The 15,738-nt window shown below is 60.5% G+C and carries 10 protein-coding genes; 3 read left to right on the top strand and 7 right to left on the bottom strand.

The features are described from left to right. The first annotated feature begins 3 nt into the window (after positions 1 to 3). Together SLH47_RS15800 and SLH47_RS15805 are read left to right on the top strand one after the other, a co-directional pair. The gene (locus SLH47_RS15800; RefSeq protein WP_320240609.1) at positions 4 to 450 is read left to right on the top strand and encodes a MarR family winged helix-turn-helix transcriptional regulator; all 447 of its coding nucleotides are present in this window, start codon (positions 4 to 6) and stop codon (positions 448 to 450) included. Positions 451 to 541: 91 nt separating this feature from the next. Then, positions 542 to 1,912 (top strand): GntP family permease, encoded by a 1,371-nt coding sequence (locus SLH47_RS15805; RefSeq protein ID WP_320240611.1) that lies wholly within the window; start codon positions 542 to 544, stop codon positions 1,910 to 1,912. A 170-nt stretch (positions 1,913 to 2,082) separates the two neighbouring features. Here SLH47_RS15805 and SLH47_RS15810 read toward each other — a convergent pair whose 3' ends face one another. From SLH47_RS15810 to SLH47_RS15840, 7 genes are all read right to left on the bottom strand, one after another. Further along, positions 2,083 to 5,388, bottom strand: a complete 3,306-nt coding sequence (locus SLH47_RS15810) for an error-prone DNA polymerase (RefSeq protein WP_320240613.1) — start codon at positions 5,386 to 5,388, stop codon at positions 2,083 to 2,085. Between the two features lie 180 nt (positions 5,389 to 5,568). Further along, positions 5,569 to 7,035: a DNA polymerase Y family protein gene (locus SLH47_RS15815; protein ID WP_320240988.1), complete on the bottom strand. Its 1,467-nt coding sequence runs from the start codon at positions 7,033 to 7,035 to the stop codon at positions 5,569 to 5,571. Continuing rightward, a complete protein-coding gene (locus tag SLH47_RS15820) occupies positions 7,004 to 7,624 on the bottom strand; it encodes a hypothetical protein (RefSeq protein WP_320240614.1) in 621 nt (206 codons plus the stop codon). The genes SLH47_RS15815 and SLH47_RS15820 overlap by 32 nt, the downstream gene beginning before the upstream one ends. A gap of 144 nt (positions 7,625 to 7,768) precedes the next feature. Then, positions 7,769 to 8,089, bottom strand: coding sequence for a hypothetical protein (locus SLH47_RS15825; RefSeq protein WP_320240616.1), 321 nt, complete (start codon positions 8,087 to 8,089; stop codon positions 7,769 to 7,771). An 18-nt stretch (positions 8,090 to 8,107) separates the two neighbouring features. Beyond that, positions 8,108 to 11,248 carry an efflux RND transporter permease subunit gene (locus SLH47_RS15830; RefSeq protein WP_320240617.1) on the bottom strand — a complete coding sequence of 1,047 codons (3,141 nt, stop codon included), beginning with the start codon at positions 11,246 to 11,248 and terminating at the stop codon, positions 8,108 to 8,110. Further along, positions 11,245 to 12,588 carry an efflux RND transporter periplasmic adaptor subunit gene (locus SLH47_RS15835; RefSeq protein WP_320240618.1) on the bottom strand — a complete coding sequence of 448 codons (1,344 nt, stop codon included), beginning with the start codon at positions 12,586 to 12,588 and terminating at the stop codon, positions 11,245 to 11,247. The genes SLH47_RS15830 and SLH47_RS15835 overlap by 4 nt, the downstream gene beginning before the upstream one ends. A gap of 407 nt (positions 12,589 to 12,995) precedes the next feature. Next, on the bottom strand, positions 12,996 to 15,224 hold the full coding sequence (locus tag SLH47_RS15840) for an NADP-dependent isocitrate dehydrogenase (protein ID WP_320240619.1): 2,229 nt from the start codon (positions 15,222 to 15,224) through the stop codon (positions 12,996 to 12,998). 235 nt (positions 15,225 to 15,459) lie between these two features. On the opposite strand from SLH47_RS15840, the gene SLH47_RS15845 reads away from it, so the two are divergent. Further along, the gene (locus SLH47_RS15845) at positions 15,460 to 15,723 is read left to right on the top strand and encodes a DUF1289 domain-containing protein (protein WP_320240620.1); all 264 of its coding nucleotides are present in this window, start codon (positions 15,460 to 15,462) and stop codon (positions 15,721 to 15,723) included. Positions 15,724 to 15,738: the final 15 nt, after the last annotated feature.

Consider the following 15,738-nt stretch of genomic DNA (forward strand, 5'->3'; position numbering starts at 1 on the left):
CGGATGAACACAGAAGACAAGTCGCTGTTTCAGTTCTTTAACGAGATCGGGATCATCAATCAGCTCAGCAGCGCCTTGTTTCAGGCCCGCCTGCCCGACGGGCTGCATGTGTCGCATTTCGCGGTGCTCAACCATCTGGTCCGCCTTGGCGATGAGAAGACACCGCTCGCCATCGCGAATGCGTTTCAGGTACCCAAGACCACAATGACCCACACGTTGGCGGTGCTGGAAAAACGATACTTTATCCGCATGGCGCCGCATGAAACAGACGGGCGCAGCAAGGTCGTTTTTCTAACTGACGCAGGCCGGCAGATGCAGCGGGATGCCATCAGCAGTATGGACGGTCCATTGCGGCAGATGGCGGACGATCTGGGGGCTGAACTGTTCACTGAATTGCTGCCCGCGCTCGAACGCGTACGGACATATCTGGATACGCACCGCGACATGTGAGCACCGGGGCGACCACAACGATTGCAAGTCTTGCTGCACTGCGGCAAAGTGATACCGCAACCGCATTCCAGCCACGCTGAAACCCGCAAAAATGTCGATCCTGTTGACCCTTCTTTTGCCGTTGGGCCTGTTGATCTGGTCCGTCTATCGCGGCTGGCCCGTGCTGCTGGCAGCACCGGTGATGGCATTGTTTGCCGCCGGATTGGCGGCAGACCCGATCTTTGCCACGCTGACCCAACGCTTCATGCCCGCTGCGGGCGGATTTGTGATCGCGTTTCTGCCGCTTTTCCTGCTGGGGGCTGTGTTTGGCAAGGTCATGGAGGATTCAGGGGCGGCCATGGCACTGGCGCGCTTTATCGTCTCGCGCCTTGGCCCGGCACAGGCCTTGCCCGCTGTTGTTCTGTCTTGCGCGGTCCTGACTTATGGCGGTGTGTCGCTATTCGTCGTGGCCTTTGCCGTCTATCCGCTGGCTGTCGCGCTGTTCCGTGAAGGACAGATCGCCCAGCGCCTGATCCCGGCTGCCATCGCGCTGGGGGCATTTACCTTCACGATGAGCGCCCTGCCCGGGTCGCCCGCGATCCAGAACGCGATCCCGATGCCTTACTTTGGGACGACAGCATTTGCCGCACCCGGTCTGGGGATCATTGCCGGGCTGATTATGGCTTTGGGAGGGCTGGCCTACCTGCAATTCGCAGCGCGGGTGCAGGCTCCTGTCTCGCCTGCCTTGTCTGAAACGGGTGCCGACCGGCCCATCCTCAACCTGCCCTCGCTTTGGTGTGCTGTTGCGCCCATCTTGACTGTCTTTGCCGCCAATTGGGTACTGGCCGAGCTAGTATTGCCGAACGTCGATCTATCCTATCTCGCGGATCCGGCGTGGGGCGGCGTGACGGCATCCGAGGTGATCGGCGTCTGGGCGCTGATTGGGGCGATTTCGCTCGCGATCCTGTTGCTTTTGGCGATGACATGGACCCGGCTGGAGGATCAGCGGCAAACGCTGAGCGCCGGATCGCAGGCGGCCTTGCTGCCGCTCTTTAACACCGCGGCACTTGTGGGCTTCGGCGCGGTGGTCGCAGGTTTGCCTGCCTTCGCAGCCGTCAACGCGCTGACCAACGACATCCCCGGCGGGGTACTCACGAGCCTCGCAGCCTCGGCCAGTTTGCTTGCGGGGCTGACCGGGTCAGCTTCGGGCGGTATGTCGATCGCGCTGGACACACTTGGCCCGCGCTATCTGGAGGCCGCATTGGCCGAGGGGATGGACCCCGCCGCCCTGCATCGGATCGTGGCGCTGGCGACAGGTGGGCTGGACGCATTGCCTCACAATGGGGCAGTGGTGACACTTTTGGGGATTGCAGGGCTGACCCATCGCGAGGCCTACGGGCCGATCTTCGTCGTCGCCGTAGCGATCCCGGTAGTGGCGCTGCTGGTGACGCTCATGTTAGCGACATGGTTTGGCGCTTTCTGAGCAACCTTCCCCGCGGGGAAGGCGTACGGTGGGTTAACTGCCCGTTAGCATTCATTTTTGCAGTTTCGGGCAGAGGGCCGCGCCCGCCCATGGGGGCGGACGGGCGCTGCCCGGTGGGGACCACCGGGCGAGAGGGTGGCTCCCTGATCACCAGGTTTTGTCTACGTTTTCTAATGAAAATCCCGCGACTTTGGGATGACCCGCACATCGCGTGGATGCCGCATGCGGTGATCGACATCGATATTGCGCTTGACCTCATCCGCATGGGCCAAGGGCGGCTCCATCACATCATTTGACAGCCGCGCCAGCGCGTCGCTGCGGTCGGCCAGGTGGTGGGCGACCACATGGATCACATCATCGCTTTTCTGAATGATCCCACGCACATCGATGACGCGGGCCTGCATGATGACCTTGCGATAGGCCGCCATCACCTTGGGCCAGACAACCAGATTGGCGACGCCCTTTTCATCCTCGACAGTGATGAAACAGACCCCCTTTGCACTGCCTGGGCGCTGGCGGATCAGGACGATCCCGGCGAGCTTCAGTGATTGCCCATTGCGCATGGTTTCGAGTTCATCGGTGCGCGTATAGCCCTGTTTTGCCATGCTTTTGCGCAGGAATGACAGCGGATGCGCCTTCAGCGAGAGGCGCGTCGTCTGGTAATCGGCCACCACATGTTCACAGACCGGCATCTGCGGCAGATCAAAGCGGATTTCCTCGCCCTCATCCTTTTTCTCTGCAAAAAGCGGCAGGTCCGGCGCATCCCGCAGCGCCCGCGCATCCCAGAGCGCTTGCCGCCGGTCGAGCGTCATGGACCGAAACGCATCCGCGGCGGCCAGTTTGCGCATGGTGCCCGCGTCGACCCGTGCGCGCTTTTTCAGATCAGCAAGGTCGGTGAAGGGCGTGTGACGTTCGGCCATCATCCGGTGCGCGGCATCCTCCCGCACGCCATCGATCTGACGCAGACCCAGCCGGATGGCAAAGGTGTCAGGGCCAACAGGTTCCAATGTGTTGTCCCAGTTGGAATAATTGACATCCGCTGCGCGGACGATCACCCCGTGCTCGCGCGCATCGCGGACGATCTGGGCGGGGGCGTAAAATCCCATGGGCTGGGAATTTAGCAGGGCGACGCAGAACACATCCGGGTAATGGCATTTGATCCAGCTGGACACATAGACCAGATGGGCAAAGCTCGCCGCATGGCTTTCGGGGAAGCCATAATCGCCGAAACCCTTTATCTGGTTGAAACAGCGCGCGGCAAATTCCGGTTCATAACCGCGCCCGATCATGCGGCTGACCATCTTGTCCTCAAGTTCTCCGATGGTTCCCTTGGACCGGAACGTCGCCATCGCCTTGCGCAGCTGGTTCGCCTCATCGGGACTGAATTCGGCGGCGACCATGGCGAGCTTCATCGCCTGTTCCTGGAAGATCGGCACGCCCTTGGTGCGTGAGAGGACCTGGCGCAGTTCATCCGGGTCATGCGGCGGTGCGGGGGATGGGTAATCCTCGGCCTCCAGCCCGTTGCGACGGCGTAAATAGGGGTGGACCATGTCGCCCTGGATCGGGCCGGGGCGGACGATAGCGACCTGGATAACGAGGTCGTAGAATTCGCGGGGTTTCAGGCGGGGGAGCATGTTCATCTGGGCGCGGCTTTCCACCTGAAACACACCGAGGCTGTCGCCCTTGCAGAGCATATCATATGTGGCTTTATCGCCGCCTTTTATGCTCGCGAGGGTTAGTTTTTCTCCATAATGCGCTTCAATCAGGTCAAACGCCTTGCGGATGCAGGTGAGCATGCCCAGCGCCAGCACATCGACCTTGAGGATGCGCAGCTCATCAATATCATCCTTGTCCCATTCGATGAATGTCCGGTCGGGCATGGCGCCGTTGCCCACAGGCACGGTTTCGATCAGCTTTTTCTCGGTCAGGATGAACCCGCCCACATGCTGGCCCAGATGGCGCGGCATCCCGATCATCTGATCGGCGAGCTTGATCGTGCGCGCCATCAGCGGGTCTTTGAGGTCGATGCCCGCCTCGGCGGCTTCCTTCGCGCCCACTTCGCGGCCCCATGACCCCCAGATGGTTTTGGCGAGGGCCGTGGTGATGTCCTCGGAAAGCCCCATGACCTTGCCCACCTCGCGCACGGCCATGCGCGGGCGGTAATGGATGACGGTGGCACAAAGCGCAGCTCGGTCACGCCCGTATTTTTCGTAGATATGCTGGATCACCTCCTCACGCCGTTCATGTTCAAAATCGACGTCGATATCGGGCGGTTCCTTGCGTTCTTCGCTGATGAACCGCTCAAAAAGGAGATCGTTCTTGTCAGGGTCCACAGCTGTGATGCCAAGCACGTAGCAGACGGCAGAGTTCGCCGCCGACCCCCTGCCCTGACACAGAATGGGCGGTTCGCAGTCGTAACGGGCGTAGTTCACAACTTGTTGGATTGTCAGGAAATACTGCGCGATCTCCAGCTTGCCGATCAGGGTCAGTTCTTTGCGCAGCGTCTCTTTCAGCGACGCGGGCACGCCATCCGGGTAGCGCTGTGAGGCCCCTGCCCATGTGAGTTCCTCCAGATATTCTTGCGGCGTGCGCCCCTCTGGTACCGTCTCCTTGGGGTATTCATAAGCCAGTTCACGCAGATCGAATTGGCAGGCATCAGCCACATCGCGCGTGGCCCGGATCGCGTGAGGCCAATCAGCGAATAGCTGGACCATCTGATCAGGGGATTTGAGGTAGCGTTCGGCGTTCGCGTCCAGCAAAAACCCCGCCTTGTGGATCGTCGTCTTGTGCAGGATGCAGGTCATCACATCCTGCAGGGGCCGTCGGTCGGGTGCGTGGTAGCGGACATCGTTGGTCGCAAGGATCGACAGGCCATGCGCCTTGGCGAGCTTGTCGAGCCGGTTGATCCGCGACCGGTCGTCGCCTTGGTAAAGGTAACTGGCCGCGATGTATTTCAGCGTCGGCAGGGTACGTTTGAGATTGCGAAACCCGGCTTCGAAATGGTCGAGTTGCGGGCCAGGGATGGCGATGAGTTGGACGCGTTCACTGTGCTGGGCGAGATCACCCAGGGTGATGTCACAGACGCCCTTGGCCTGCCATTCACCGTTAGTGTCGTGCATCTTGCCTTTTGAGAGCAGCATGCAAAGCCGTCCGTAAGCCTCACGGTCACGCGGATAGGCGAGGAATTCCTCGCCGGTGACCAGTTGCAGACGGCAACCGATCACCGGAGTGATTTGCGCCTTTAGCGCCTCGGCATGGAGCCGGACAACACCGGCCATGGTGTTCAGGTCGGCGCAGCCCAGCTTGTCATAACCCAAGGCGTTAGCCGTCGTGGCAAGGTCCACCGCGTCGGATGCTCCCCGCAGGAAGGAGAAACAGGTAGTGAGGCCAAGTTCGACGAAAGGAGCTTTTGCATTGGGTGTGAACCCATCGTCTTCGATTGTGCGCCGTGGGCGCTGGTTGTCCATTTCAGGCATGTCGAGACCTTAGGGCCGCGCCCGACCCTGGGGCGAAGGCCGTCTTGCAAAAGGTCCAGTGGACCTTTTGAGGCCGTAGCGCGCGGGAGCGCAGGGTGCATGAAATGCGCCCTCCCGGGGGGAGGGTCGGGCGCGGCCCGGGCCCTTTCAGGACCCGCGCCAATAAAGACGCCCACCTCATCACGCAAAACACCCATGCACAAACCAGCGCGGGTCACCGCCGCGCCCATCCTCGTGCAAACCTTCGCGATAAAGCCAGATGCGCCGCCCCGCCTGATCCTCGACCTTGAAATAGTCGCGCAACCTTGTACCCGGCCGATCTTTCCACCATTCCGGCGCGATCCGTTCCGGCCCGGCATAACGCGCCACACGGTGGGTCTGCCGCCGCCAGACAAACTGCGCGGGTGGGCCTTCGGGCACGGCATAAAGCACGCGCACCTCTTCAGGATGATCAAACAGGCGCAAGGGGCGTTCCTTCGCCACCGCCTCCCCCGTCTCGGCCAAAGCGGCCAAAGCGGCCACCTGCCCTTCGGCCCGTTCGGGGATATGGCTTTCGCGCAGGACGGGTCGGGTCACCGCGCGGGGCCCGAATTTCGCGCTCAAGCGGTCCACCAGCCGGGTCAGATGCAGATCATCATCCGATCCGCCATCCAGCCGGTTCTGGCGTTCCTGCATCTCTTCGACACCGCCCGCCTCCAGCGTGATCAGATCAAAGCCGAAACCGGGATTGATCCGCTCAACCTTATCACGAAAGAGGCCATGCAGATGTCCCGGATCGCGGGTCGTGGCCGAGGTCGCCACATCCACGTGGCTTACATCCCCATCCGTGCGGTAAACGGTCAGATGCAGGCGACGACAGCCTTGGCCGGCCTGTTTCAATGCCTCGCAGAGGTTTTCGCAAAGCTCCGGCAGGTAAGGCGTTGGGTCAAAGATTGGCTCGGCCAACCGGCTTTGCACGCGGAAACGCGGCTGCGCATCGACGCTCGCCACCGGTTCCGCGAGCTTGCCCAAGGCCTGATCGAGCCGCATGAGCGGGTTCGCCTCCAGCCCCGCTTTCACAAAGCGCCGGGTCAGCGACAGGCGCGGCACATCCATCACTGCACCAACGGTTTTTAGACCCAAACGGCGTAAGAGCAGCACCGTTTCTCCATCGAGCCGCAACCCGGTCACCGGCAAAGCCCCCAGCTTCACCCCCACCTCATCCGGCCCGCAAATCGCGCGGACCGGCCCAAACCGTGCCAAAGCCCAGGCCGCACCCCAGGTCGGTGCCACGGCCAGTTGCGCGGAGAGGCCCAGCAAGGACAATTGCGTCTCCATCTCAACCAGCATCGCGGCCTCACCGCCCATCAGATGGTCAGAGCCGGTGGTGTCGAGGATCAGTCCATCCTCGCCATCGCGCACGGTCCAAGGGCACCAGCGTCGCGCCCAAAGCACCAGCCGATCCAGCGCCGCGCGATCCCCTGCAGGATCGGCATATTCCACCTGCAACTCCGGGCAGATCGCGCGCATATCGACGACACGCGACCCCGGATGGATGCCATTCAGGCGCGCGGCCCGGTTGGCGGCGTGGATGACGGGGCCATGATGCCCCTCCCGCGCCAGCACGATTGGAATGTCATCCGGCGGCGCGTTGCCCTGCCGCTCCATCACCCGTTGCCAGCGTTCCATCGCGAACTGGGGCAGCGAGATCGAGACGATCCGCCGCCCGGTCATAGGTCGCCACCCATTGCCCTGGCGGGCGCCGGCGTGAGCGGAAGAGGTCGAGCGACCAGCGCGGCAGGCCCGGAGCCTGTGCGTCGTGCGGATGCGGTGCGGCAGGCAGCGATGCGATGCGCCAACGTTCGCGGGCCGCGCTGAGGTCCGGCGAGGCCGCGCGCCGGATCAGCCAACAAGGCACATCCGCCGCCTCGGACCGCATTGCAAGACGCTTGGTTGCGGTGAAATCGAGTGCCGCAGGATCGCCCCACACCTCGCCAATCACGCCACCCAATGCCTTGCATCGCAATCCATCCTCCATCGCCCAAAGCACATCCGCCGCACGGGACAGATCGACCATGATCAGGGGGCGATCCGTCCCAATCCCCGGCAGATATGGCCGCCCCGCCTCCTTGCGCGACAGGCGGTCCTGCACCCACAGGATCGGGGCGGTGCTGCGCGGCAGACGGGCAAGCACGAACCCCACAGCTGCCGCATCGGTCGCCGTGTCGGGAAAGGCTTCGGACAGGGTATGCATCATCGGGCCAGGGCCGTTCGCCTGACCTGCCAAACGCTGCTGAACCCTGAGCGACCCCATACACGAGACACCGAATCTACACTAATGTTCTTATTTTGTTCTAATGCAAAAATCCCTTTTCGGCAACGGGGGTAAAGCTGATCCGGGTCAGTTTCCCCTCGCGGCGGCCATGTCGCGCATTTCCTGCTCGGTCAGCAGGCCGTCCCCATTGGCATCGAGCCGCTGAAAGACGCGGTCATAGAGGCCGGCATTCATCACCCTGCTGGCACGGCCCAGATTGTCGGCCGCGTTCAGATCGATCAGCTGTCGGAACTCATCACTGTTCATCGCACCATCGCCATTTGCATCTGCCTGAGCCAGATTTTCGGCGATTTTTTGTCTGTCGGCTTCCGACATCTGTTGGGCTAATGCGGGGCTTATCGCAAATACGCCAAGCCCCACGGTCAGGCAAAATAAGGTATATTTCATCATTCTTTCCCTTTCGGCTCAGGCGGTATGCGCCTTTGTGGTCTTCACATCTTCTGATCTCTGCTGATCCTGATCGTCGAACTGATCCATCCAGTGCCGCACGCTGAACATGTCGAAATAGATCGACAAGACGGATGGCAGCACGAGCACCACAAGCACCATCGCGGCGAGCAAGCCGAAGGCGACAGCGACGACAAGCGGTACCAGCGTCTGCACCTGCGGGCTGGTATCAAAGATGATGGGCAAAAGACCTACAAAGGTCGTGGCACTCGACAAAAGGATCGGGCGGAACCGGTCGCGCACTGCATCAAGCGAAGCAGAAACGTAATCGTCGCCCCGCAGGTTCGTCTGAAAAAAGGTCAAAAACAGGATCGCGTTATTCACCACAATCCCCGCCAAAGACGCAAAGCCCACAAGGCTGGGCATCGAAAGATCCATGCCGAGGGCCAGATGCCCGAGGATCGTCCCGATCAGCGCAAAGGGGATCGACAGCATCACGACGACAGGCAGGCTGTAAGAGCGGAACTGGAACGCCAGCACCATGTAAACGCCAACCAGCCCGATGCTGAGATAAGTCGCCATGGATTGTTGCGATTCCCGTTGTTCCTCTGTCGCGCCGCCAATTTTGACCTCAATGTCCGGGTAAGCCGTCGCGAGTTGCGGGGCGAGTTCGTTGAGGATCACGCCTGAAATCGCGGTGGATGTAGTGACAGAGCGATCGATCTTGCCCTGAATGCGCGCCACCGCTTGGCCGTTTTTGCGGGTCACGTTGGGATAGCTGGCCGAGGCGGTTAGGTCAGCGACAGTCGACAGGCTGGTCTGTGCACCGCCTGGCAGGACGATGGGGAAGCGCTCTAGCTCGGTGACGCTGGCGATTGTGTCGGCCAGTTGTACCCGCACCGTGCGGGTACTAGCCCCTTGGCGGAAGTTGTCGGTTTCAGAGCCTTCGAAGGCGGTACGCAATTGCGCGGACAAGGCTTGCGGTGTCAGGCCGATGGAATAGCCATATTCATTCAGGGCGATCTGCACCTCTTCACGCCCGCCATAGAAATCCTGAAACGCTTCGGTCACATCCTCGCGGGCCAGAAGATCGCTCAACAGGAGCCCCGCCGCCGCTTCAAGCTCGGCAAGGTCACGGCCCAGAAGCTCTACATCAAGGTCCAGGCCGCCGGGGCCGAGTTCAGATTGCGAGAAACTGATCTGCACCACGTCAGGGAGCGGCCCAGCCGCCGCGCGCCAGGCGGCCAACATGTCATCTGCGGTGACATTGCGCAGCGAGCTTTCCAACAGATCAACGGTAATGGTCGCCGTGTGCGAACCATTGTCGCGAACATCGGCGTTGACCGCATATTGCACCAGAACACGCTCAACCAACGGGACGCCATCGGTGGTTCCGGGTGTCAGATCCGCATCCACTGTCTCAAGACCGTCGAGCAATTGTTCGACCGTTGCGACGGTCCGCTCGCGGGCAATACCGGACGTCAACGCAACACGCGCAACGACGGTGTCGCCTTCGGTTGAGGGAAAGGCGATCAGCTTGACCGTGCCAGAGGTCACGAGGCCCACGCATAAGATCAATGCTGCTATCACCGTGCCCAGCGTCAGGTAACGCAGCTTCACCAATGCGGTGGCCACGGGCAGAACAATCTGTTCCCGCACCCATTCCAATGCCCGGTCAGCGGGGCGTTGTTGAGGCGGCTGATCACCCGCTCCGCCGGAATGGCTGAGGTGATGCGGCAGGATCAGAAACCCCTCGATCAGCGAAATCGCGAGCGTGATCAGCAAAACCATCGGGATGAACCGCAGGATCTGCCCCAACTCGCCCGAGATGAACATGAGCGGACCGAAGACACAGGCGGTCGTGATGAAGGATGACATCACACCCGGCAGAACCTCCATCGTGCCCTTTGCGGCGGCCACCAGCGGTGGAGCCTTGCGCCGCCATTTCGCGATGTTTTCCGCAATCACGATGCTGTCGTCCATGATAAGCCCAACAGCCATCAAGAGCGCGATCAGCGTGATCATGTTGATTGTGATGCCCAGCAGGCTCATCACAAAAAAACTGCCGAGAAAGGACACGGGCAAAGCTGCCGAAATCCAGAGTGCTTCGCGGAGCGAAAAGAAGAGCCACATCGTCACAAAGACCAGCACCAAACCGACCGCGATGTTCTGCGTGATCAGGGTCAGACGCTCGGACACAAGGTCAGCGAGGTTGTTGATGACAACGATATCAAACGGGTCCGGATAGGTCGCGAGTTCGGCGTTGATCACGTCCTCGACCCGGTCAAACACATCGATACTGTCGTCATCCGCGGTCTTCGAGATCGAGATAATCGCCGTTTGTGCCCCATCGATGAAGCTTTGCCGGGTCTCATCGCTATCGACGAGGCTGATGGTCGCCAGATCGGACAGGCGCACGATCCCGCCATCGGCGTTTTCGATGATGATCAGGTCTTCAAGTTCCGCAATGGTCCGGGTCGCGCCGACATAGCGCAGCACCAGATCGCTGTCTTCCAGCGCGGCAGAGCCAAGCGGTTGCCGGAAAGAACGGGCCTCAATCGCATCGACCAGTTCCTGGCTCGACAATCCAAAGCGGCGCAGGGTGTGCTCGTCAAAGGTCACCTGCAACTCACGATCCGTGATGCCGGTCACGGTGGCTTCGGCCACGCCGGGCACCGTCAGCAAACGGTCAGAGAGTTCATCGGCATAGGCGACCAGCCCCTCTTTCCCGCTGATGCCTGAGATCGCGATCAGCGCGACCAGATCGGTCTGGGCCGCAATCTCAACACTTGCGGTTTCTGCGTCGGACGGAAAGTCGTTGATACCTGAGACGACCGAAAACACATCATTGAAGAACTGGATCAGGTTGCCACCCTCATCGAGTTCCGCTGTTGCCGAGGCCCGTCCATCAAGCGAGTCGCATTGAAAATCCACAAGCCCGGTGATGCCGCTCACCGCATCTTCAAGTGGCGCGCAGATTTCGTCGTCAACATCGACGGCAGAGGCTCCCGGATAGGGCACGGTGATCACCACGCTATCGGCGGTGAATTCAGGAAATGTCTCACGCTCCAGATTGCTGAGCACGGCGATGCCCAGCACGACAAAGAGCAACATCAGGATATTTGCGGCGACCGGATGCCGGACGAAATAACGGATCATTGGGTGACGCCCGTATCTTCAATCAGCGTCAGGGCAAGCCCTTCAATCGGGGGGCGGGGTGCCGAGAGGATCACGCGGTCACCGGCTGCGAGACCGCCCTGCACGAGTATCATGTCCCCCGCGACGGGCCCAAGAACGACGGGCGTGATGGCCAACCGATCATCCGCTGTCGCGGTGTAGACAAAGGGTGCGCCATCATCACCCTGCCGAATTGCGGTGCGCGGAATAGCAATGGCTTCGGCGGGTGTTGTCCCTTCAAGAACAACGCCGACAAAGGCGCCAAATTCAAGCGGTGGCCGACCTCCATTGGTGTTTACGACCAGTGGATCATCGATGCGGACGGCGAGACCGATCGTGCCGGTTTCACTGTCGATGGTCCCGCGAAACCGGGCTAGCTGGGCAGGATAGCGGGCCTGCACCCCTGCGAAATCCAGTGCGACATAGGCTTTGATATCGCCGCGCCTCATGATCTCGATGACCTGCGTTGCATCGACCTCGGTCACATCAGGATTTCTTCCGTCAAATGCCGCGCTCACCACCGATGCAAAAGCCTGCGGTTGAAAGGCGCCGACAACTTCTGCGGTATCGATGGCATCAATGGTCACGAGCTGTTCGCCCGTGCGAATGAACTGTCCCACCTGCACCATTTCTGCAGAGACACGCCCGCGGAAAGGGGCGGTAATTGTTGTGTTGGACAACCCGCGCTCTGCCTCGGCAAGCTCTGCCTCGCGCACGGCCAAAGTCGCCTCCGCAGATTGGCGCTGCGCCGGATAGAGGGCGATGGTGTTGGTCAGGTTGGTGACCGCATTCTCTTGCGCCAAAAGCGTCTTTTGCGCCGCATCGAGTGTCGCTGCACTGGCCGTGCCACTGTCAAAGAGGTTCTGATTGCGGTCAAATTCGGCCTGCGCCACATCAAGGCTGCGCTGTTCCAGCGCCAACAGATTTTGCGAATTCTCTTCCTGTCCGTCGAGTTCGGCCAGCTGCGCCTCTGCCGCAGCAATGTTCGCCTCGCTCTTTTGCACGGCGAGCTCATAGTCCGTTTTGTCGACCTGGATCAGCAGCGCGCCCTCATCAACCACCGTGCCAACGGACAGATCGGTGTGCGTCTGGGTCACGCGCCCATCCACCTGGGAGATGGCCGACCACGACCGCACGGCCTCGACGCGGCCAAAGCCCGTCGCCGACACCACATGCGCCGCAGGTTCGACGGTCATCACACGGACCGCCAACCGCGCCTCTTCAACCGGTTCCGCAGCGGTCGCATCTGGTTGTGTCATCCAGATGTAGCCCGCAACACCCAAGATAAGCGGTGGCAGGATCAGAAGCGGTTTCAAATTCATTCGTGGCTCCCCCGGGAACGTGACTTGTCGACAGCGCAACGCTAGAGCGCTTTTGCAACGTTTTATGGTTGTTCGTTGCAAAAGCGCCCGCATGCGGGTGCCATTGGTTAGGTTTAACGCAGCAGCCAGCAAGTTCCGCCGCGAGAAGTGACGATTTATGAATTTTGAAGTGCAGAGCGCGAGCTAGGTGGCAAAAACCGCATCTTCGCCCTGCGATCCACGCGAGTTCATTTGCATGATCGCGCGGTCCGAATTGTGGAGGCTTGCTTGGCGCACTTAGTGCCTTTTACAGGGTTCCATTTGCCCTGGTCCGCGGGCACTACTGCGCAACTTGCAGATGTCGCGGCGACGTCGCCGGAAGGGGAAACGCCGGGGCAACCTTTCTTGCTGCCCCAGCAAATGTCAGCTCAGCCATCCATCAAGCCGTTCAACGTCGAAGACGGGCGCATGATACCGGCGGTTTTTGCGTCCGACGTGTTATAGTAACCACCCAGATCGACCGCGTTCCCGCGTGCCGATGACAATTCCGCAAGGATCGCGGCCTCGTTCGCCTGTAGCGCCTCAGAGAGGTCCTTGAACTTTGCCGCAATCTCGGCATCTGCCGTCTGGTTGGCCAGTGCCTCCGCCCAGTAGCGCGCGAACCAGAAATGGCTGTCGCGGTTGTCAGGCTGACCAACCTTGCGCTGGGGGGAGCGGCCTTCGGTCAAAAGGCGCTCGGTCGCGGCGTCAACCGCATCACCCAGTACCGCAGTTGCCTTGTTCGATTGGGCAGTCGCCAGAAAGCGCAGAGACTCGCCCAAGGCACAAAACTCGCCCAGGGAGTCCCAGCGCAGGTGGTTTTCCTCCACCAGTTGCTCCACATGTTTGGGCGCGGAGCCGCCAGCTCCGGTTTCGAACAGGCCCCCGCCCTGCATCAGTTTGACGACCGAAAGCATTTTGGCCGATGTGCCGACCTCAAGGATCGGGAAGAGGTCGGTCAGGTAGTCGCGCAGCACGTTGCCGGTGACCGCGATGGTGTTCTCGCCTTTGTAGATGGTTTCAAAGGATGCGGTTGTTGCGGCTTCGGGGGCCATGATCCGCACCTTGTCGGCCACGCCAGCCGCCTTCAGCGCCGGTTCGACATATTTCAAAAGCTCCGCATCATGGGCGCGGCTGCGGTCGAGCCAGAAGATCGTGTCATAACCGGTGGTCGCCATCCGGTCGAGCGCCAGCCCAATCCAGTTTTCAATCGGCGCCTTTTTGGTGGAGGCCATGCGCCAGATATCGCCAGCGGCGACCTGATGTTCATGCAGCACATCACCATTTGCGGCCACAACGCGCACCACGCCATCAGCGGGGATTTCAAAGGTGGTGGGGTGCGAGCCATATTCCTCGGCCTTTTGGGCCATCAGGCCGACATTTTGCACCGTGCCAGAGGTGACGGGGTCAAGCGCGCCATTGGCTTTGCAGAATTTCACGGCGGCATCATAGACGGGCGCGTAAGAGCTATCGGGGATCACGCAGTTCGTGTCATCCTCATTCCCGTCAGGGCCCCAGCCCTTGCCGCCCGCGCGGATCACGGCGGGCATAGAGGCATCAATGATCACGTCCGATGGGACATGAAGGTTCGTAATGCCACGGTCGGAATTAACCATGTAAAGCGGCGGGCGTTCGGCGAGGAGTGCGTCAATCTCAGCGCGGATTTCGGCCCCGTTTGGCAGGGCGTCGATGGCGTCAAAGAGCGTACCGAAACCACCATTGGGGTTGATCCCGGCCTTGTCGAAGGCATCGGCATACTTCTCGAACACAGGTGCCAGATAGGCGCGCACCGCATGGCCAAAGATGATCGGGTCAGACACCTTCATCATCGTGGCCTTCATATGCAGCGAGAAAAGCGTGCCGTCAGCCAAGGTGCTTGCGATCTGGTCCTGATAGAACTGCTGGAGTGCGGCGACCGACATGAAGGTGGCATCGACAATCGTGCCTTCGGGCATGCTCAGCCCATCTTTAAGCGTCGCTACAGCACCATCAGCGCCGGTATGCGTGATCTTGATCGGGCCTGCGGCCTGTGCGGCGCTCAGCGTCACGGATGTTTCGTTTGAACGGAAATCATTCGCGCCCATGGTCGAGACTTTGGTCTTGCTGTCGGACAACCAGACGCCCATGCGGTGGGGGTTGGCCTTCGCATAAGCCTTGACCGAGGATGGCGCGCGACGGTCTGAATTGCCTTCGCGCAGGACCGGGTTCACGGCAGAGCCCTTGATTGCGTCAAAGCGCGCGCGGGTGTCTTTTTCGGCATCTGTTTGCGGATCGGCGGGGTAATCGGGGATGTCGTAGCCCTGTCCCTGCAATTCGGTAATCGCCTCCACCAATTGCGGGACAGAGGCCGAGATATTGGGCAGCTTGATGACGTTGGCCTGCGGTTCCTTCACCAGATGGCCCAGCTCAGCCAGATCATCAGTGATTTTCTGTTCTGCTGTCAGCTTTTCGGGGAAGGCCGCCAGGATCCGCCCGGCGAGCGAGATGTCACGAGTACCGACCGAGATATCCAGGGCCGACAGGAACCGCTTGATAATTGGCAAGAGCGACGCCGCGGCAAGCTGCGGCGCTTCATCGGTTTTGGTGTAGATGATGTCGGGTGTAGTCTGGTCTGACATGGACATGTCCTTTGGCTGATCGTCTGTATTCGTGGCGATGGGCCTTCATGCAATACCATAAGCGACCCACCTGCGCTTGATCCAGATCACTAGAAGATCAGCGCGCAAAGGGGAATAGGTCAGATGCATTTTCTGCATACAAATGTGTACAATGGACATTTTGTAGCATGTTTTCGAGTTTTCCTTGAAAACTGACTAATTCTATCAGAAATATGATGCGTCGCACGGAGCTAACATGAGCAAAACACCGAATCCCTGCATCGATGTCTGCAAGTACAAGCGCGGCGGCCATTGCATTGGCTGCTCGATGACCAAGGCGCAGAAATCGGCGTTCAAGGCGCTCAAGAAAGACAGCCAGCGCGAAGGCTTCGTGCAGATGCTGATCGCGCAGCAGCAGATCATGGGCAAATACAGTGCCTGGGAGGCCGCCTACGCCAAGAAGTGCAAGAAAAAAGGCGCCAAAGCGCCTTTTGATCAGGTTGCCAAGAAAATCGCCTGAAGGCTGCAGGCCCGC

The sequence above is a fragment of the Cognatiyoonia sp. IB215182 genome (genome assembly GCF_033963905.1).
GTDB lineage: Bacteria > Pseudomonadota > Alphaproteobacteria > Rhodobacterales > Rhodobacteraceae > Yoonia.